20 protein-coding genes are annotated in these 17,953 nt (G+C 71.2%); 15 read left to right on the top strand and 5 right to left on the bottom strand.

Annotation, left to right across the window (positions count from 1 at the left end; all coding sequences use genetic code 11):
- Positions 1–90: 90 nt before the first annotated feature.
- Entirely contained in the window at positions 91–1,086 is a 996-nt protein-coding gene (locus tag AB0F15_RS42685) for a 4-hydroxy-3-methylbut-2-enyl diphosphate reductase (RefSeq protein WP_360283220.1), read from the bottom strand.
- Between the two features lie 151 nt (positions 1,087–1,237).
- On the opposite strand from AB0F15_RS42685, the gene AB0F15_RS42690 reads away from it, so the two are divergent.
- From AB0F15_RS42690 to AB0F15_RS42715, 6 genes are all read left to right on the top strand, one after another.
- Positions 1,238–2,065, top strand: a complete 828-nt coding sequence (locus AB0F15_RS42690) for a lipid droplet-associated protein (protein WP_360283222.1) — start codon at positions 1,238–1,240, stop codon at positions 2,063–2,065.
- Positions 2,062–3,309 (top strand): exodeoxyribonuclease VII large subunit, encoded by a 1,248-nt coding sequence (gene xseA, locus AB0F15_RS42695; protein ID WP_360283224.1) that lies wholly within the window; start codon positions 2,062–2,064, stop codon positions 3,307–3,309. The genes AB0F15_RS42690 and xseA overlap by 4 nt, the downstream gene beginning before the upstream one ends.
- Positions 3,306–3,704: a hypothetical protein gene (locus AB0F15_RS42700; protein ID WP_360283226.1), complete on the top strand. Its 399-nt coding sequence runs from the start codon at positions 3,306–3,308 to the stop codon at positions 3,702–3,704. Before xseA ends, AB0F15_RS42700 begins: the two co-directional genes overlap by 4 nt.
- Positions 3,701–3,922, top strand: coding sequence for an exodeoxyribonuclease VII small subunit (locus tag AB0F15_RS42705; RefSeq protein ID WP_013229792.1), 222 nt, complete (start codon positions 3,701–3,703; stop codon positions 3,920–3,922). Before AB0F15_RS42700 ends, AB0F15_RS42705 begins: the two co-directional genes overlap by 4 nt.
- A gap of 84 nt (positions 3,923–4,006) precedes the next feature.
- Complete coding sequence (gene glpX, locus AB0F15_RS42710) at positions 4,007–5,056, top strand: class II fructose-bisphosphatase (protein ID WP_360283229.1); 1,050 nt, start codon at positions 4,007–4,009, stop codon at positions 5,054–5,056.
- Between the two features lie 8 nt (positions 5,057–5,064).
- On the top strand, positions 5,065–5,814 hold the full coding sequence (locus AB0F15_RS42715) for a serine protease (RefSeq protein WP_360283231.1): 750 nt from the start codon (positions 5,065–5,067) through the stop codon (positions 5,812–5,814).
- Between the two features lies 1 nt (position 5,815).
- On the opposite strand, the gene AB0F15_RS42720 is transcribed toward AB0F15_RS42715, so the two are convergent.
- Positions 5,816–6,802, bottom strand: a complete 987-nt coding sequence (locus AB0F15_RS42720; RefSeq protein WP_360283233.1) for an NAD(P)/FAD-dependent oxidoreductase — start codon at positions 6,800–6,802, stop codon at positions 5,816–5,818.
- Positions 6,803–6,924: 122 nt separating this feature from the next.
- Here AB0F15_RS42720 and AB0F15_RS42725 point away from each other — a divergent pair, with 122 nt between their 5' ends.
- Complete coding sequence (locus AB0F15_RS42725) at positions 6,925–8,322, top strand: class II fumarate hydratase (protein ID WP_360283235.1); 1,398 nt, start codon at positions 6,925–6,927, stop codon at positions 8,320–8,322.
- Between the two features lie 4 nt (positions 8,323–8,326).
- Here the strand turns inward: AB0F15_RS42725 and AB0F15_RS42730 are convergent, their stop codons facing one another.
- The gene (locus tag AB0F15_RS42730) at positions 8,327–9,352 is read right to left on the bottom strand and encodes an aldo/keto reductase (protein ID WP_360283237.1); all 1,026 of its coding nucleotides are present in this window, start codon (positions 9,350–9,352) and stop codon (positions 8,327–8,329) included.
- Between the two features lie 268 nt (positions 9,353–9,620).
- Between AB0F15_RS42730 and AB0F15_RS42735 the strand changes: the two genes are divergently transcribed.
- The 7 genes from AB0F15_RS42735 (at position 9,621) to AB0F15_RS42765 (ending at position 15,907) form a co-directional block, all read left to right on the top strand.
- On the top strand, positions 9,621–9,932 hold the full coding sequence (locus tag AB0F15_RS42735) for a hypothetical protein (protein ID WP_360283239.1): 312 nt from the start codon (positions 9,621–9,623) through the stop codon (positions 9,930–9,932).
- A gap of 112 nt (positions 9,933–10,044) precedes the next feature.
- Positions 10,045–10,920, top strand: a complete 876-nt coding sequence (locus AB0F15_RS42740) for a helix-turn-helix transcriptional regulator (protein WP_360283241.1) — start codon at positions 10,045–10,047, stop codon at positions 10,918–10,920.
- Positions 10,921–10,976: 56 nt separating this feature from the next.
- Positions 10,977–12,509: an ATP-dependent DNA ligase gene (locus AB0F15_RS42745; RefSeq protein ID WP_360283243.1), complete on the top strand. Its 1,533-nt coding sequence runs from the start codon at positions 10,977–10,979 to the stop codon at positions 12,507–12,509.
- Between the two features lie 137 nt (positions 12,510–12,646).
- Positions 12,647–13,939 carry a S53 family peptidase gene (locus AB0F15_RS42750; RefSeq protein ID WP_360283245.1) on the top strand — a complete coding sequence of 431 codons (1,293 nt, stop codon included), beginning with the start codon at positions 12,647–12,649 and terminating at the stop codon, positions 13,937–13,939.
- A 156-nt stretch (positions 13,940–14,095) separates the two neighbouring features.
- The gene (locus AB0F15_RS42755) at positions 14,096–14,536 is read left to right on the top strand and encodes a hypothetical protein (protein ID WP_360283247.1); all 441 of its coding nucleotides are present in this window, start codon (positions 14,096–14,098) and stop codon (positions 14,534–14,536) included.
- Positions 14,537–14,648: 112 nt separating this feature from the next.
- Positions 14,649–15,287, top strand: a complete 639-nt coding sequence (locus AB0F15_RS42760; protein WP_360283249.1) for a Pr6Pr family membrane protein — start codon at positions 14,649–14,651, stop codon at positions 15,285–15,287.
- Entirely contained in the window at positions 15,284–15,907 is a 624-nt protein-coding gene (locus tag AB0F15_RS42765) for an MBL fold metallo-hydrolase (RefSeq protein WP_360283251.1), read from the top strand. The genes AB0F15_RS42760 and AB0F15_RS42765 overlap by 4 nt, the downstream gene beginning before the upstream one ends.
- On the opposite strand, the gene AB0F15_RS42770 is transcribed toward AB0F15_RS42765, so the two are convergent.
- Positions 15,904–16,395, bottom strand: coding sequence for a hypothetical protein (locus AB0F15_RS42770; RefSeq protein ID WP_360283253.1), 492 nt, complete (start codon positions 16,393–16,395; stop codon positions 15,904–15,906). The two genes, AB0F15_RS42765 and AB0F15_RS42770, sit on opposite strands and share 4 nt — an antisense overlap.
- A 17-nt stretch (positions 16,396–16,412) precedes the next feature.
- Complete coding sequence (locus tag AB0F15_RS42775) at positions 16,413–16,880, bottom strand: DUF309 domain-containing protein (protein ID WP_360283255.1); 468 nt, start codon at positions 16,878–16,880, stop codon at positions 16,413–16,415.
- Between the two features lie 44 nt (positions 16,881–16,924).
- Between AB0F15_RS42775 and AB0F15_RS42780 the strand changes: the two genes are divergently transcribed.
- Positions 16,925–17,953: IMP dehydrogenase (locus AB0F15_RS42780; protein WP_360283257.1), on the top strand; the 1,029-nt coding region annotated here is incomplete at its 3' end.

The raw sequence follows: 17,953 nt of genomic DNA on the forward strand, positions 1-17,953 counted from the left end.
CACTCTCACCCCACCCCCCGCTCCCCCCCGCCCCCCCGGCGCCCCCCCCCGGGGGGAGCGCCCCCCCGTTTCGTGTACCGCGGGGCGAACTCAGACCTTGCGCAGTTCCTTGGGCGGTGCGAAGGAGATCTTCTCGTTGGCCGTCGTGACCTCGTCGACGTCCCCGTAGCCGCGCTCCGCCAGCCAGGCCAGCAGCTCCATGACCAGCACGTCCGGCACCGACGCGCCCGAAGTCACCCCGACCGTCGTCACACCGGAGAGCCACGCTTCGTCGACTTCGTGCGCGAAGTCGACCAGGTACGACGCGCGGGCGCCCGCCTTCAGGGCCACCTCGACCAGCCGTTTCGAGTTGGACGAGTTCGTCGACCCGACCACCAGCACCAGATCACATTCGGCGGCCATCGCCTTGACCGCGACCTGGCGGTTCGTCGTCGCGTAACAGATGTCGTCGCTCGGCGGGTCCGCCAGCTCCGGGAAGCGCTCGCGGAGCTGGTCGACGCGCTCCATCGTCTCGTCGACCGACAGCGTCGTCTGGGACAGCCAGATCACCTTCGACGGGTCGCGCACCTCGACCTTGCCGACGTCCTCGGCCTTGTCGACCAGCTGCACCTTGTCCGGCGCCTCGCCGGCGGTGCCCTCGACCTCTTCGTGGCCTTCGTGGCCGATCAGCAGGATGTCGTAGTCGTCGTTCGCGAAGCGGTTGACCTCCTTGTGGACCTTCGTCACGAGGGGGCAGGTCGCGTCGATCGTGCGGAGGTTCCGCTCGGCCGCCTCCGCGTGCACCATCGGCGAGACGCCGTGGGCGGAGAACACCACGAGCGCGCCCTCCGGCACCTCGGACGTCTCGTCGACGAAGATCGCGCCGCGCTCGCGCAGCGTGTCGACCACGTGCCGGTTGTGGACGATCTCCTTGCGGACGTACACCGGGGCGCCGTAGACCTCGAGGGCCTTCTCGACGGCGATCACCGCGCGGTCGACGCCGGCGCAGTAACCGCGGGGTTTGGCGAGCAGCACTCGCTTGCCGGATGCGGTTCCGGTGATCGTGGGGGTACCCGCGGGCTCGATTCCGGGACTCGCTGCACTCATGCCACCCAGGGTACGGGCAGCCCCGAGACGAACTCGAAGTCCCTTTCGGGTGAGCTTCGTCCCCGACCGAGCTGTGCCGGAGGTCACGCAACGCGCCCGAACCCACCCTTTCGGTTGGGCACGAGGGCGGGACATGGGGCAGGCTAGACGCATGAAGCCATTCCCGCTCCCCCTCCGGGTCGCCGCGGGCCTCGCCGTCTCCACCGCCGAGCGGGTTCGCGAACTTCCCCGGCAGCTGGCCGGGCTCCCGGTGACCGTGGTCAGCCAGGTGCTGCAGGCCTCCATGCGCGTCCAGCAGCACGTCACCGAGCTGGCGATCAAGGGCGACAGCGCCCTGTCGAGCCTGCGTCCGGTCGAAGACTCGCCGAGCTGGGCGACGTTCGACGAGGACGCCGCGCCCGACGTCCCGCCCGCGCGGCCGAACCTGGCCTCCGTCGCCGAGGTGCCGGAACCCCGTTCGGAGATCAACGGTCACATTCCGTCAGCGGCCGAGCTCGAAGCGGAGCTGGGCGATCCGTGGGCCGAAGAGGAACGCGCGCTCGCCGAGGACCACGCCGACGGCGAGTTCGATTCCGCCAACGACACCGAAGCCGGCGACACCCAGGACCGCGACAGCAAGGCCCGGGACACCGAAGCCGGCGACGGCAAGGCCCGCGAGGACGACGTTCCGCGCAAGCCCAAGCCCGGCACGCCCAAGGTCGACAAGAAGACCAAGAGCGAGACGCCCCGGACCAGCGCCGCGGGGTACGAGGGTCCGGCCGGGCTGACCGGCTACGACCAGCTCACCCTCCCGCAGCTGCGGGCCCGGCTGCGCCAGTTCTCGATCGAGCAGCTCGAGACGATCCTCGAGCACGAACGCGCCCACGCCGACCGCTCGTCCTTCACCGGCATGCTGTCCCGCCGGATCGCCAACGCCCGCAAGGCCGAACGGGCCAAGGCAGAGCAAGCCGAAGACGGCGACGACGCGGAAGGCCCGTGAGCACCGAATCCGTCCAAGCCTCCGCGAGCACCGCGGAATCGCCGTGGCCGGTCCGGACCGTCGCGCGCAAGATCGGCGACTGGATCCACCGGCTCGGCACCGTCTGGGTCGAGGGCCAGGTCACCCAGGTCAGCTCCCGCCCGAACACCCAAACCGCGTTCCTGACCCTGCGCGACCCTTCGGCGGACGTCTCGATGTCCGTCACCTGCCCGAACTGGCTGATCCGCGAGATGGAGCCGCCGCTGCGGGAGGGCGCGAGCGTCGTCGTGCACGCGAAGCCGTCGTACTTCTTCGGCCGGGGCACGATCAGCCTGCGCGCCGACCAGATCCGCGCCGTCGGCGTCGGTGAGCTGCTGGCGCGGATCGAACGCCTGAAGAAGCTGCTGACCGCCGAAGGCCTCTTCTCGGCCCAACGCAAGCGGCCGATCCCGTTCCTGCCGAAGGGCGTCGGGCTGATCACCGGCCGCGCGTCGGCGGCCGAGCGGGACGTCCTGGCCAACGCGCAGGGGCGGTGGCCGCACGTCCGGATCAAGGTGCTCAACACGGCCGTGCAGGGCTCGCAGGCGGTGCCGCAGGTCATGCGCGCGCTGCGGATCTTCGACGCCGACCCCGACATCGACGTCATCGTCATCGCCCGCGGCGGCGGCAGCGTCGAGGACCTGCTGCCGTTCTCCGACGAAGCGCTCTGCCGCGCGGTGTCGGCCACGGGCACGCCGGTGGTCAGTGCCATCGGGCACGAACCGGACACCCCGCTGCTCGACTACGTCGCCGACCTGCGCTGTTCGACGCCGACCGACGCCGGCAAGCGGATCGTCCCGGACCTGCGCGAGGAGACCGAGCGCGTCCGGCAGATGCGCGACCGCGGGCGCCGCGCCCTGCACGGCTGGGTCGACACCCAGGCGCGGCTGCTCAACCAGATCCGCAGCCGTCCGTCGCTGGCCGACCCGCTGGGCCCGGTCCAGCGGCGGCAGGACGACGTCGACGTCCACCGCGAACGCGCCCGCCGCGCCATGCTGAGCCTGCTCGCCAAGGACCAGGCCGAGGTCGCGAACGCGCGGGCCCGGCTCACCGCGCTCGGGCCGGCGGCGACGCTGGCCCGTGGATACGCGGTCGTGCAGTTCGTCGACGCCGAAGGCAACCTCCAGGTACTCCGCTCCGTCTCCGAAGTCGAGGCCGGTGCCCAGCTGCGCGTGCGGGTGGGCGACGGCGCGATCAAGGCGGTGGCGGAAGGAGAGCAGGGGTGAAGGTGACGTTCCTCCCGCTCACCGTGGACGCGGCCAGGAAGCTCGGCGCGCGGCCGCTCCTGGACCAGGCGGTGCGCACCGACCGGGCCGCCGCCGAGTGCTGGACGGCCCTGCTGGCCGGCTGCGGCACCGCGGCCCGCCGCGACCTGGCGCCGCAGCTGCGGCGGCTGTCCGAAGCGACGTCGACGCAGGTCGGCTCGCGCTGGTGGTTCGCCGAGGGGGCCGGGCACCGGAAGCGGGTGGCCGGCGCGCAGGAGAACCTCGAAGAGGCGATCGCGGACGGTGACGGGCAGGAGTTCGCCCTCGCGTTCGTCGGGTACGACCACGCCATGGCCAGCGCGGTAGTGTGCGCGAACAGCGTGCAAGCCCGGAAGGTCGGAGAACACCGAGCGTGAGTGAAGCAGCCAGCGAGGAACTCGGGTACGAGCAAGCCCGCGACCGCCTCGTCGAGGTCGTCCGCGAGCTCGAGGCCGGTGGCCTGTCCCTCGAACAGTCGCTCGCGTTGTGGGAGAAGGGCGAGAAGCTCGCGAAGGTCTGTGAGCGCCACCTCGAGGGCGCCCGCGAGCGGATCGAGGCCGCTCTGGCGTCCGTGGAGGACGACTCCGAACAGTGAGGTAGACCATGCCGACGGTATCTGGAATCCCGGCGGGTATCTGACAGACTGGCTACCCGCCAGTTCCACTATCCGGGAGGCCTGATGTCCACCGCAGAGAGTCGTCGTGAAGCGCCCGACCGCAACCTCGCGATGGAGCTGGTCCGGGTGACCGAGGCCGCCGCGATGGCCGCCGGCCGCTGGGTCGGCCGCGGCGACAAGATCGGCGGGGACGGCGCGGCCGTCGACGCGATGCGCCAGCTCGTCTCGACGGTGTCGATGCGCGGGGTCGTGGTGATCGGCGAGGGCGAGAAGGACGAAGCCCCGATGCTGTTCAACGGCGAAGAGGTCGGCAACGGCGACGGGCCGGACTGCGACGTCGCGGTCGACCCGGTCGACGGCACCACGCTGATGGCCAAGGGCATGCCGAACGCCCTCGCGGTGCTCGCGGTCGCCGAGCGCGGCGCGATGTTCGACCCGTCCGCGGTGTTCTACATGGAGAAGCTGGCCGTCGGGCCGGACGCGGCGGGCAAGGTCGAGCTCGGCGCGCCGATCGCGGAGAACATCCGCCGCGTCGCCAAGGCGAAGCACAGCAGTGTCAGCGACGTCACCGTGTGCGTCCTGGACCGCCCGCGGCACGAGCAGATCATCAAGGAGATCCGGGACGCCGGCGCGCGGATCCGGTTCATCTCCGACGGCGACGTCGCGGGCGCGATCGCCGCGGCCCGCCCGACCACCGGCGTCGACATGCTGATCGGCATCGGCGGCACCCCCGAGGGCATCATCGCGGCCTGCGCGATGAAGTGCCTCGGCGGCGAGCTGCAGGGCCGGCTGTGGCCGAAGGACGACGCCGAGCGCGAGAAGGCCCTCGCCGCCGGCCACGACCTCGACCGCGTGCTGCTGAACGACGACCTCGTGCGCGGCGACAACGTCTTCTTCTGCGCCACCGGCGTCACCGACGGCGACCTGTTGCGCGGCGTCCACTACCGCGAGGGCGGCGCGACGACGCAGTCCATCGTGATGCGGTCCAAGTCCGGGACCGTCAGAATGATCGACGGCTACCACCGGCTGAACAAGCTGCGGGCGTACTCCTCGGTCAACTTCGACGGCCACCTGGACGCGCCCGCCGACGACGTCGTGCCCCCGCTGCCGTAAGGAGTTCCGTGACCAGGCGACTACTGGCCCTGCTGGTCCTGTGTGCCGTCCTGGTCCCCGGCACCGCCGCGGCCGCCCCCGCCATCGTCGGGGGCGCGAACGCGGACCAGCCGTACCCGTTCACGGTCTCCCTGCACACCTCGTCGGGCAAGCTGTTCTGCGCCGGCGCGCTGATCGCGCCCACCTGGGTCGTCACGGCCGCGCACTGCGCGTTCGGCAAGACCCCGGCCGCCTTCTCGCTGCGGACGGGGACGAACGACTCGGGCCAGGGCGGCGAGGTCGCGCAGCCGGCCGAAATCATCCTCAACCCCGCGTTCAACACCCAGACCCCGGCGGGTGACATCGCGCTGCTGCGGCTGACCGCGCCGGTCACCGCGACGCCGATCGGGCTCGCGACGGCCGCGACGCCGGGCACCGCGACCCGGCTCCTCGGCTGGGGCCAGACCTGCCCGAAGCTGAACTGCGGCGAGATCCCCACGACGCTGCAGCAGCTCGACACGCAGATCGTCGAAGGCACGAAGTGCACGTCGGTGTTCGACGGCACGGCCGAGTTGTGCACGGACAACCCGGGCGGCAAGTCCGGGGCGTGCTTCGGCGACTCCGGCGGCCCGGAGATCGTGCGCGACGGCGACCACTGGCTGCTCGCCGGCGTCACCAGCCGGCCGGGCAACGACGACCCGCAATGCGCGACGGCGCCGTCGATCTACACCTCCGTCGTCGCCTACGCGCCGTGGATCGCGGAGAAGACGAAGGCCTGACCTATTCGGCGTTGCTCGAATGGCCCGGGAACAAGTGGGCGTCGGGGTCGAGCGCGACGGCGATGTTGTTGACGGCCGTCGCGGCCTCGCCGAAGCCGGTCGCGATCAGCTTCACCTTCCCCGGGTAGGCGGCGACGTCGCCCGCGGCGTAGACGCGTTCCCGTGCGGTCGCCATCGTCGAGTCGACGGCGATGGCGCGGTGGTGGATTTCCAGGCCCCAGCTCTCGATCGGGCCGAGGTCGGCGGTGAACCCGAGGGCCGCGACGACGGCGTTGGCCGGGAGCCGCTCGTCGCCGCTGCCCTTGATCGAGACGTCGACGGCTTCGAGTGTGCCGTCCGGCGCTTCGACGAACCGCGTGACCTCGGCGTCGGTGATGATCCGGGTGCCGAGTTCGCGCGCCTGCCGGACGATCGACTCGGCGGCGCGGAACTTCGCGCGCCGGTGCACGAGCGTCACGCTCGCCGCCACCGGGTGCAGCGCGAGGATCCAGTCGAACGCCGAGTCGCCGCCGCCGACGACCACGACGTGCTGCCCCGCGTGCACCTGCAGCGAGGGCACGAAGTGGACCATGCCGCGGCCGAGCCAGCCGTCACCCGCCGGCAGCGGGCGCGGGGTGAACTCACCGATGCCCGCGGTGATCAGCACGGCGCGGGCCCGCAGCGTCTCGCCGCCGTCGAGGGTCAGCTCGACGCCGTCCCCGGCCGGCTCCAGCTTTTCGGCCTTGCGCCCCAGCAGGTACTTCGGCTTGAACGGCGCGGCCTGCTTCACCAGGCCCTCGACGAGATCGCGGCCGCGGACCTCGGCGAACCCGCCGACGTCGTAGATCATCTTCTCGGGATACATCGCCGTCACCTGGCCGCCGGGCTCGGGCAGCGAATCGACCACCGCCATCGAGAGGCCGCGGAACCCGGCGTAGTAGGCGGCGAACAGGCCGGTCGGACCCGCGCCGATGATGACGAGGTCGTAGGCGTCCCCAGTTTCAGTCATGCTCGCTCCAGCCAGTGGTGGATGGCGGTGATCGAGAACACACCCGATCCTAGCGTCGCGGGCGGGCGAGGGTGGGCGACGCCACCACGCGGGCGGCCGCGAACAGGGCCAGAATCGGTGTCATGGCTGATCAGGAATACCGGATCGAACACGACACGATGGGCGAGGTCCGCGTGCCTGCCGACGCGCTCTACCGCGCGCAGACCCAGCGGGCCGTGGAGAACTTCCCCATCTCCGGCCGGGGCCTGGAGCGCGCCCAGATCCGCGCGCTCGGCCTGCTCAAGGCCGCCGCCGCGCGCGTGAACCTCAAGCTGGGCGTGCTCGACGCCGACGTCGCGAACGCCATCGCGGCCGCCGCCGACGAGGTCGCCGAGGGGGCCCACGACGCGCACTTCCCGATCGACGTCTTCCAGACCGGGTCCGGGACGTCGTCGAACATGAACGCCAACGAGGTCATCGCGACGCTCGCTTCGCGCGCCCTCGGGCGTGACGTCCACCCGAACGACCACGTCAACGCGTCGCAGTCGTCGAACGACACGTTCCCGACGACCATCCACGTCGCCGCGACCGAAGCCGTGCTCAAGGACGTCATCCCGGCGCTGGAGCACCTCGCCGGCGCCATCGAGGTCCGCGCCGCGGAGTGGGCCGACGTCGTGAAGTCCGGCCGCACGCACCTGATGGACGCCGTGCCGATCACGCTCGGCCAGGAGGCGGGCGCGTGGGCGTCGCAGGTCCGCTTCGGCGTCGAACGGCTGAAGTCGGGCCTGCCGCGGCTGGGCGAGCTGCCGATCGGCGGCACGGCCGTCGGGTCGGGCCTCAACGCGCCGGACGGCTTCGGCTCGTCGGTCGCCGCGGAACTCGCCTCGGTGACGGGGCTGCCGCTGACCGAGGCCCGCGACCACTTCGAGGCGCAGGCGACGCAGGACAGCGTCGTCGAGACGTCCGGGCACCTGCGCACGGTCGCCGTGTCGCTCAACAAGATCGCCAACGACCTGCGCTGGCTGGGTTCCGGGCCGCGCACCGGCCTGGCCGAGCTGGCGCTCCCCGACCTGCAGCCGGGCTCGTCGATCATGCCCGGCAAGGTGAACCCGGTGATCCCGGAGGCCACGCTGCAGGTGGTCGCGCAGGTGATCGGCAACGACGCCGCGGTGGCCTTCGCCGGCGCGGCGGGCAACTTCCAGCTGAACGTCAACCTGCCGGTGATCGCCCGGAACGTCCTCGAATCGGCGCGCCTGCTCGCGGCGGTGTCGCGGCTGCTGGCGGACAAGGTGTTCGCGGGCATCACCGCGAACACCGAACGCACGCGCACCTACGCCGAGGGATCGCCGTCGATCGTGACGCCGCTGAACAAGTACATCGGCTACGAAGAGGCGGCCGCGGTCGCGAAGCAGGCCTTGAAGGAGCTGAAGACGATCCGCGAGGTCGTCGTCGAACGCGGGTACGTCCGGGACGGCAAGCTCACCGAAGCCCAGCTCGACGAGGCTCTCGACGTCCTCCGCATGGCCCGCGGCGGCAAGTGACCGGCTACCGCCGGCGCAGGCGCTTGTCCGCCAGCGCCGGCGGTGTGTAGTCCTTCTCCGCCGGGTTGAGGTCCGTGCCCGGCGGGACGATCTCGTCGATGCGGTCCAGCACGTCGTCGTCGAGGACCAGGTCCGCGCCGGCCAGCAGGTCGTCGAGCTGCGCGGGCGTGCGCGGGCCGATGATCGCCGACGTCACGCCCGGGTGCGCCCGGACGAACGCCGTCGCCAGGTGGGTCATCGGGCGGCCCAGGTCGTCGGCGAGCTTCTTCAGCCGCGCGATCACCTCGAACTTGACGGCGTTCTCCGGCAGGGCCGGGTCGAACTTGTGCACCTGCAACGTCCGGCGCCCGTCGGACAGGTCCACATCGGACGGTTTCGTGTACTTGCCGGACAGCCAGCCGCTGGCCAGCGGGCTCCAGGTGAGCACGCCCATGCCGTACTTTTGCGCGGTCGGCAGCACCGCGGTCTCGATCGCGCGGTTGAAGATCGAGTACGGCGGCTGCTCGGCGCGGAACCGGGCCAGACCGCGCTTTTCCGCCACCCACTGGGCTTCCACGATCTGCTCGGCCGGGAAGTCCGACGACCCGATCGCGCGCACCTTCCCGGCCCGCACGAAGTCCGTGAGCACCGAAAGCGTCTCCTCGATGTCGGTCGTGGGGTCCGGCCGGTGGACCTGGTACAGGTCGACGTAATCGGTGTCGAGCCGGCGCAGGCTGTCGTCCAGCGCGCGGGTCAGCCAGCGCCGCGAGTTCCCGCCCGTGTTCGGGTCCGCACCCATCCGGAAGAAGCCCTTGGTGGCCAGCACGACGTCGTCGCGGCGGCCCTTGAGCGCCTTGCCGACGATCCGCTCGTTCTCGCCGTGGCTGTACATGTCCGCGGTGTCCCAGAAGTTGATGCCCGCGTCGAGTGCCGTGTGCAGCATCCGGACGCCCTCTTCGTGGTCGGGATTGCCCCACTGGCCGAGCATCATCGCGCCGAACGCGTACTCGCTGACCGAAATGCCGGTGCCGCCCAGAATTCGCCGTTCCATCGCCCGTTCCTCCTCGTCGTTCCTGGGCTCCACCTTCCCGGCGCCGGGCGGGACGTGCCAGGTCACGCGCAACCTGGGTCCGCCAGGACCAGGCAGGACGGCCACGGCTCCGCGGATTCGCCCCCGAGGTGACCGGGAATGCCATTCAGAATTATCCGGAAAATTTGTTCGAAAACTCATCCTCATGCTGGTGGATGGCCAAATCGACGGCGCGGGGTAGCGTTCCCGAACGGCCGATCCGACGCCGAACAAAATAGGAGAACCAAGCATGAACATCATCGAAGCCGCCGCAGTCCAGCAGGTGCCCTCCGCCGTGGACAACGCGCTGGCGCCGCTCGAACTCGTTTCCGCGCAGCGCCCGGCCAGCTGCTGGATCGACGCCGCCGTGGTGAGCGCGCGGGCCATCGCGGCCGCCGAGCGCGCGACGGCGCACGAGGCCGCCAACTTCGCCGCGCAGGCGCTGATGCGCGCGCACGGCTTCGGCCACTACGCCGACGCCGGTGTCGCCGCCAGCCTGAACGGCTCGCTCGACAGCCGCTCGTTCGCCGAGCTGGCGGCGATCATGTCGGCTTCCCTCTGAGCCGAGGTCCGGCTGAGCTGCGCCGAAAGGGAGCGTCCTCGTGCCCCGGTGCGAGTGGCGCTCCCTTCGGTCTCCCGGCTGACGGGCGGCGTCCCCGGGGGATACTGGAGGCATGAGTGACGCAGCCGAGCTGGGCGCCTTCCTGAAGGCACGCCGCGCCGCCCTCGACCCCGCCGACCTGGGCCTGCCGCCCGGGATCACCCAGCGGCGGGTCAAGGGCCTGCGCCGCGAGGAGCTGGCGCAGCTGGCCGGCATCAGCGTCGACTACTACACGCGGCTGGAACAGGGCCGCGCGAAGAACGTCTCCGACGCGATCCTCGACGCGCTCGCGCGGGCGCTGCGCCTCAACGCCGGCGAGGAGGCGTACCTGCACAACGTCGCCGCACCGAAGCGCCGGGAGAAGAGCGTGCCGCAGCGGGTCCGGCCCGAGCTGCAGCACCTCCTGGACGCCATCCAGGCACCCGCGTTCGTCTTCGGCCGGTACCTGAACGTGCTGGCCTGGAACCCCCTCGGCGGCGCGGTCTCGTTCGACTTCGGCCGCCTCGAAGAGCGCAGCATGCCGAAGCTCGTCTTCACCGACGAACGCGCGAAGCACCTGCACCCGGAGTGGGATGCGGTGTGCCGCGAGCTCGTCGCCAACCTGCGCGCGGAGAGCGGCCGGCACCCCGGCGACCCGGAGTTCACCCGGTTGATCGACGAGCTTTCGCTGGCGAGCGAGCAGTTCCGGAAGCTGTGGGCCGAGCACGCGGTCCAGGAGAAGGCGCAGGGCTGGAAGCTGATCGTGAACCCGGTGGTCGGCGAGCTGCGGCTGCGCTACCAGACGCTGCGCCTGCCCGACGACCCCGACCAGGGCATGGTGATCTACCACGCCGAACCCGGGTCGGAGAGCGAGCGCGCGCTCGGCCTGCTGGCCAGCTGGATCGCCGAGGCGCCCGCCGACGCCCGGGTGAAGCTGCCCGCCACCAGGCGGAACGTCCGGCCGTCCTGACGGCACCAGCCAGAAGCCGACTGGAAACTGTCGGTGGCCGGGGTCATGATGTCCGGGTGCTGCTGAGCGAGTTGGTCCGCGCGTCCGCCGAACTGGCGGCGACCAGGTCCAGGAAGGCGAAGATCGCCGTCCTGGCCGCGGTGCTGCGCGCAGCGGAAATCGCCGAACTGCCCGCGGTGATCGCGTACCTGACGGGGCAGACAGCGCAGGACAGGCTGGGCGCGGGCTGGCGCACCCTGGCCGGGCTGGGTGCCGATCCGGCGCCGGAGCCGGTGGTTTCGGTGCTCGAGGTGGACGCGGCCTTGACCGCGGCGGCCGGCGTGGCGGCGGGCACGGGTTCTTCGACACGGCGGCAGGACGTGCTGCGCGCGTTGTTCACCCGGCTGACGAAGGAGGAGCAGCAGTTCCTCTTCCGGCTGGTCACCGGCGAGCTGCGGCAGGGCGCGCTGGAAGGCGTGATGGTCGACGCCATCGCGGCCGCCGCCGAGGTGCCTGCCGAGGACGTGCGGCGGGCCTTCATGCTCTCCGGGAAGCTCGGCGTCACCGGCGTCGCGGCGCTGACCGGCGGGCAGGCGGCGCTGGCGGAGTTCCGGCTCACGCTCGGCACGCCGGTCAAGCCGATGCTGGCGTCGCCGGCGGAGTCGCTGGACGAAGCCGTCGCCGAGCACGCGGAGGCGATCGTCGAGTACAAGATGGACGGTGCGCGGATCCAGGTGCACCGCCAGGGCGACGAGGTGCACGTCTGGACGCGGACGCTACGCGAGATCACCGGGAGCGTGCGGGAACTGGTGGAACTCGTGCGGGCGCTGCCGTGCGAGTCGGTGGTGCTCGACGGCGAAACGCTCGCGCTGACCGACGCCGGACGGCCGCGGCCGTTCCAGGACACGATGAGCCGGTTCGGCAGCACCCGCGAGGAACAGGTCAAGGCGCTGCTGCTGCAGCCCTACTTCTTCGACTGCCTGCACCTGGACGGCGTCGACCTGCTGGACGCGCCGCTGTCGGAACGCAACGCGGCGCTGCGCAAGGTCGCCGGGGCGCACGTGATCCCCGGCGAGGTGGGCACTTCGCGCGCGGCCGCCGTGCTGGAGGCAGCGATGGAAGCGGGCCACGAAGGGGTGATGGTCAAGGACCTGGCGTCGCCGTACGCCGCAGGGCGGCGCGGGCGGGCGTGGCTGAAGGTCAAGCCGGTGCACACGATCGACCTGGTGGTGCTCGCGGCGGAGTGGGGTCACGGCCGGCGCACGGGCACGCTGTCGAACCTGCACCTGGGCGCCCGCGACCCGGACGGCGGCCCGCCGATCATGGTGGGCAAGACGTTCAAGGGCATGACCGACGAACTGCTGGCCTGGCAGACCAGGACGTTCCAGGAGATCGAGACCCACCGCGACGACTGGACGGTGTACGTGCGGCCGGAGATCGTGGTGGAGATCGAGCTGGACAGCGCCCAGGTGAGCACGCGCTACCCGGGCGGCCTGGCGCTGCGGTTCGCGCGGGTGGTCCGCTACCGCCCGGACAAGGACCCGGCCGAGGCCGACACCATCGACACGGTCCGCGGCCTGCTGCACGGCGACCGCGCGGAAGGGAGCTGACGACGAAAGTCTCGATCGCGACATCTCGCGCGTCGGTGGTGCTTTCCTCCTAAAAGGAAAGACGAAAGTCGATGTTGCCTTCTCCTCGTTCTGGCCAAGGTGGTGGACGGAGTTTCCACCACAACGGGGAGAACAGCATGAGATTGCGCGCTGCAGCGGGGCTGCTCGCCGGCACGACCCTGCTCGCGACCGCGTTCGCCGCGCCGGCCGGGGCCACGCCCGTGCCGAACACGCCGAACGCCGGCCACCAGCCGTCGAAGCACCACTTCTCGGCGGCCGCGCAGTCGTTCGTCGGCGCCGACAGCGTGCAGAAGCGGGTCGCCAAACTCGAAGCGGCGATGGCGACGCTGCCGAAGGAAAGCACCGCGTACAACGCGACGAAGCTGTGGAACGCCGGCATCACCGGCGCGGGCAGCACGGTCGCAACGCTGGTGTCGTTCGGCGACGACCAGGTCAAGCAGGTGCTCGACACCTACTCGAAGAACCACGGCCTGCCGCCGGCGAACGTCGAGGTCATCCAGCCGTCCGGGCCCGTCCCGGCGTGCACCGACCCCGGCGTCGACACCGACACCTGCCAGGGCTGGGGCGGCGAGACCGACCTCGACGTCACGATGATGCACGCCATGGCGCCGAACGCGAAGATCATCGTCGCGGCGACGCCGGTCGCCGAGACGCAGGGCTTCACCGGGCTGCCCGAGATGATGCACGCCGTCGACTACATGACCGAGCACAAGCTGGTCGACGTCATCTCGATGAGCTTCGGGACGACCGAGGAGAACTTCCCGTCGTTCGACTCGATCAAGACGCTCGATCCGGCGCTGGACCGCGCGAGCAAGGCCGGGATCACGATGGTCGCCTCCTCCGGCGACGACGGTCCGACCGGCGGGTACCTCTACGGGCCGGGCAACTACCCGTACCGCGTCGCGAGCTGGCCGGCGTCCGACCCGCGCGTCACGACCCTCGGCGGCACCCAGCTGCACCTCGACGCGAAGGGCGCCCGCACCAAGCCGGACGACGTCGTGAACGTCGCCGACAACGGCTTCTCCGAGGGCGCCGGGCTGTCGAAGACCTACGCGCGGCCGAGCTGGCAGGACGGCGTCAAGAAGATCACCGGTAGCAAGATGCGCTCGTTCCCGGACATCAGCATGGAAGGCGTCTACGGCACGTCGCAGTCCGCGCCGCTGTTCGCCGGCGTGCTCGCGCTCGCGGTGCAGGCCAAGCACGGCAAGCTCGGCCAGATCAACCCGGCGCTGTACGCGAAGCTGGGCCCGGCGGGGGCGAAGGCGGGCATCGTCGACGTCACCGAGGGCGACAACAGCCAGGACGGCGTCGTCGGCTTCACCGCGGCGAAGGGCTTCGACATCGCCAGCGGCTGGGGCACGGTCGACGCGTCGGTCTTCGTGCCGGCCTTGGTGAAGGCACTTCGCTGACGATTCACCCACGGAGGCGGCGTTCGGTGGGCCGAACGCCGCCTTCCGGCCGAAATGACGGCATTTTTCCCCGCCACAGCAGGCGGCGGGAATCCCTAAAGTGCGCTCCTTCACACGATCCCGCTCACTTCCCGAGCGGTCATGGAGGAGCAAGCAGTGGTCAGCAAGGAACAGATGAAGGCGGCCATCCACGCCGCTTTCGATTCGGCCGTCGCCGACGGGACGAGCTACACCAAGGTGTACGCCGCGGAAATCAGGCAGAAGAACTACCTGGTCTTCCGCACCACCTCGGTCGCCAACTTCGCCCTGGGCTTCAAGCCCGGGCAGACCGACCTCGTCCTCGTCCCGCTCGAGGAGAAGAACGGCACCGTCACGGCGGGCACGCCGCTGACGATCAACGACGCCAACCGGGCCTCGGTCAAGAAGCGCGACCTGCAGGGCCGGTTCGTGATCAAGACGACCGACGGCCGGACGTTCCGGCTCAGCATCATCCCGTCCGTGACGAAGCTCCTGGCCGCCACCTACCAGTTGCCGGTCGAGCAGAAGGCGGAGTACGAGGCGTTCACCGCGCTCCGGGACACGCTCACCACGGCGTAGCACCGCGCTCGGGGCTGTCCCCGTACCGGGCAGCCCCAGGCGGCCGGACCCGGCTCGATCGAGGGTCCATTGTGGATTACCGAAGGCAACTACTGACGGGTACCCTCCGGGGATGCACCGTTCCCAGCTCACCCGCGCCTGGTTCGCGGTCACCGCACTGGTCGCGCTGACCGGCCTCGTCCTCCAGGTGATCGCCACCGCGGGCGACAGCAGCGGTCGCTTCACGACGGTCGCCGGCCGGGTGGCGAACCTGTTCTGCTTCTTCACGATCGACTCGAACCTGCTGGTCATCGCGGCCTCGGTGTTGGTGGCACTGGGCGCGGCGCGGGGCACGCTGTTCCGGGTGCTCTGGCTCGACGCGCTGGCCGGGATCATCGTGACGGGCATCGTCTACCAGGTCGCCCTCGCCGGCCTGCACGATCTGCACGGCCTCTCGTTCGTCGCCGACACGATGCTGCACAAGGTCACGCCGATCCTGTTCGTGGCCGGCTGGCTCCTCGTCGGCCCGCGCGGGCCCCTCACGTGGCGCACGGTCTGGTGGTCGCTGGTCTACCCGCTGACCTGGCTCGCGTTCACGCTTCCCCGGGGCGCCCTCACCGGCTTCTACCCGTACCCGTTCGTCGACGCCGGCGCCCTCGGCTACGGCCAGGTGTCGCTGAACTGCGTGTTCATCGGGCTCTTCTTCACCGCGCTCGCCGCGGGCGCGTTCCTGTACGACCGCCGGTTGACCCCGCTAGGGTCGGGCGCATGACGGCGATCGTGCAGAACCTGGTGACCTCCGGCGTCTTCGAGCTCGACGGGGGCAGCTGGGACGTCGACAACAACGTGTGGGTCGTGGGCGACGACGCGGAAGTGATCGTGATCGACGCGGCGCACGACGCGAAGGCGATCGAAAACGTCATCGGCGAGCGCAAGCTGACCGCGATCGTCTGCACCCACGCGCACAACGACCACGTCAACGCCGCCCCGCAGCTTGCCGCGGCCACCGGTGCGCCGATCCTGCTGCACCCGGACGACCGCGTCCTCTGGGACCAGACCCACCCGGACCGCGCGCCGGACGGCGAACTGGCCGACGGCCAGGTGATCACCGTCGCCGGCACCGAGCTCCGTGTCATCCACACGCCGGGGCACGCGCCCGGGGCAGTGTGCCTGTACGCGGCGGAATTGGGCGTCCTGTTCACCGGCGACACCCTGTTCCACGGCGGCCCCGGCGCGACCGGGCGGTCCTATTCGGACTACCCGACGATCGTGGACTCCATCCGGGCGAAGCTGTTCACCCTCCCGGACACCACGAAGGTCCACACCGGACACGGCGAGGGCACGACGATCGGCGCCGAGAAGGCCGCTTCGGACGGCTGGGACCAGCCTTAGGACGTGTGCTTCCGGGCGACGAGCGCGAAGTCCTCGATCGCCCGGTCCACCGCTCCGGCGGCCTTCCGCACCGCGGGCGGCAGATTCATCCGGTCGAACACGCCGCCCTCCTCGACCTCGAGCCGCACGACGTGCAGCTCCAGGTCCCGCTGGCGGACCGTGCGGGCCCGTTCGATCAGTTCGTCGGGGCCGCTCATCACGAGCAGACCGAAGAACGACCGCATCTGCGCGCGAGCGACGTAGTAGGAATCCTCGTACCCGGCGGTGCGCTCGTCGTCCGCCTCGGTGAGTTCACCGATTTTGCGCCGGCGGTGGATCACGTTGAGGTCGATGTTGTGCTGCCGCGCCCGGACGGCGGCCTCGATCAGTCCGGCGCAGCGGTCGGCCCGGTCCTGCCGCAGCTTCGCGCGGCGGGCGGCGTTGAGCTTCACCGGCTCGACCAGCGCGCCCAGCGTCACGCCGACCAGCGAGGCCACTGCCGCGATCACCGCGGCACCGAGCGCCGTCAGCACGTCAGCCGCGGCACGCTCGGCGACACCCGGACTCGCTGCTTGGCTTCGTCCGCCAGCGTGCGCGCCCACTCCTGCAGCCCGGCGACGTCAATGCCGTGCGGCGGCTCGCTCCGGAACGGCTCGATGTTCGCCGCCCCTCGCTCCAGCAGCGACACCGCGCCGACGTTGTTGCCGCGCGCCGCGTGCGTCAGCCCGACCGCGAGCTGCGCGAGGCCACGCCAGAGTTCGCGGTCGGACTGGTCGGTGGTCTTCCACGCGTCCTCGAAGACCTCGTGCGCGTGGAACGGCTTGCCGTCGTCGAGCAGCCGCTGCGCCTCCGCAAGCGTTTGCGCGGGCGTGCGCTCGATGCCTTCCGGCTGGCGCTCGACGCCGTCCGCGCCGTACGGCAGCGGTCGGCCGAGGCCGTCACGCGGCCGTGCGTTGCGTGCCCGTCCCTCGGTGTCCCGGTCGCGGCGGCTCATACCCTCAGATCCTGCCACGAGCCCGGCAGGTAGTCTGGTGACTCGTGCGTTTCCTCGACGGCCACCGGCCCGCCCACGACCTGACCTACGACGACGTGTTCCTGCTGCCGAACCGTTCGGACGTGGAGTCCCGCTTCGACGTCGACCTCTCCACCGCCGACGGCACCGGCGCGACGATCCCGATCGTCGTCGCCAACATGACCGCGGTCGCCGGCCGCCGGATGGCCGAGACGGTCGCCCGCCGCGGCGGCTTGGTGGTGCTGCCCCAGGACGTCGACACCGACGCCGTGGCCGAGATCGTCGGCTGGGTGAAGAGCCGCCACACCGTGTGGGACACGCCACTGGTGCTCACCGGCGGCGACGCGGTCGCCGACGCCCTCAACCTGGTCCACAAGCGTGCCCACGGCGCTGTCGTCGTCGTGGACGGCGAGGGCCGCCCGGTCGGCATCGTCGACGAAGCGAGCTGTGCCGGCATCGACCGCTTCGCGCGTCTCGCCGACGTCGCGCAGCCGCCGTCCGTCGTGGTTCCGCTGACCACGCCGCCGCAGCAGGTCTTCGAGCAGCTCCACCGGACCGGCGCCCACCTGGCGCTGGGCCTCGACGCCGACGGCCGGCTCGCGGGCGTCCTGACCGCCGTCGGGGCGCTGCGCGCGGAGATTTACACCCCGGCCGTCGACAACGCGGGCAAGCTGCGCGTCGCGGCCGCGGTCGGCGTCAACGGCGACGTCGCGAAGAAGGCCGAAGCGGTGCTCGGGGCGGGCGTCGACGTCCTGGTCGTCGACACCGCGCACGGGCACCAGGAGAAGATGATCGCCGCGCTGAAGGCCGTCCGGTCGGTGTCGCCGCAGGTCCCGGTGGTCGCCGGGAACGTGGTCACGGCCGAGGGCACGCGCGACCTGATCCAGGCCGGCGCCGACGTCGTCAAGGTCGGCGTCGGGCCGGGCGCGATGTGCACGACCCGGATGATGACCGGCGTGGGCCGCGAACCGGCTCATGCGGCCACCACCCGGTTCCACGCCGCCGCGGCCACGACGGCGTCGCGCTCCTTGATGACGGTCACACCGGGCAGCACG

This window comes from Amycolatopsis sp. NPDC026612 (genome assembly GCF_040638285.1).
GTDB lineage: Bacteria > Actinomycetota > Actinomycetes > Mycobacteriales > Pseudonocardiaceae > Amycolatopsis.

Excerpts from the sequence above, each read along its gene's own strand:
- AB0F15_RS42685 (WP_360283220.1), bottom strand. The coding sequence starts at position 1,086 with ATGAGTGCAGCGAGTCCCGGAATCGAGCCCGCGGGTACCCCCACGATC.
- AB0F15_RS42690 (WP_360283222.1), top strand. The coding sequence starts at position 1,238 with ATGAAGCCATTCCCGCTCCCCCTCCGGGTCGCCGCGGGCCTCGCCGTC.
- glpX (WP_360283229.1), top strand. The coding sequence starts at position 4,007 with ATGTCCACCGCAGAGAGTCGTCGTGAAGCGCCCGACCGCAACCTCGCG.
- AB0F15_RS42720 (WP_360283233.1), bottom strand. The coding sequence starts at position 6,802 with ATGACTGAAACTGGGGACGCCTACGACCTCGTCATCATCGGCGCGGGT.
- AB0F15_RS42725 (WP_360283235.1), top strand. The coding sequence starts at position 6,925 with ATGGCTGATCAGGAATACCGGATCGAACACGACACGATGGGCGAGGTC.
- AB0F15_RS42730 (WP_360283237.1), bottom strand. The coding sequence starts at position 9,352 with ATGGAACGGCGAATTCTGGGCGGCACCGGCATTTCGGTCAGCGAGTAC.
- AB0F15_RS42735 (WP_360283239.1), top strand. The coding sequence starts at position 9,621 with ATGAACATCATCGAAGCCGCCGCAGTCCAGCAGGTGCCCTCCGCCGTG.
- AB0F15_RS42740 (WP_360283241.1), top strand. The coding sequence starts at position 10,045 with ATGAGTGACGCAGCCGAGCTGGGCGCCTTCCTGAAGGCACGCCGCGCC.
- AB0F15_RS42750 (WP_360283245.1), top strand. The coding sequence starts at position 12,647 with ATGAGATTGCGCGCTGCAGCGGGGCTGCTCGCCGGCACGACCCTGCTC.
- AB0F15_RS42760 (WP_360283249.1), top strand. The coding sequence starts at position 14,649 with ATGCACCGTTCCCAGCTCACCCGCGCCTGGTTCGCGGTCACCGCACTG.
- AB0F15_RS42765 (WP_360283251.1), top strand. The coding sequence starts at position 15,284 with ATGACGGCGATCGTGCAGAACCTGGTGACCTCCGGCGTCTTCGAGCTC.
- AB0F15_RS42775 (WP_360283255.1), bottom strand. The coding sequence starts at position 16,880 with ATGAGCCGCCGCGACCGGGACACCGAGGGACGGGCACGCAACGCACGG.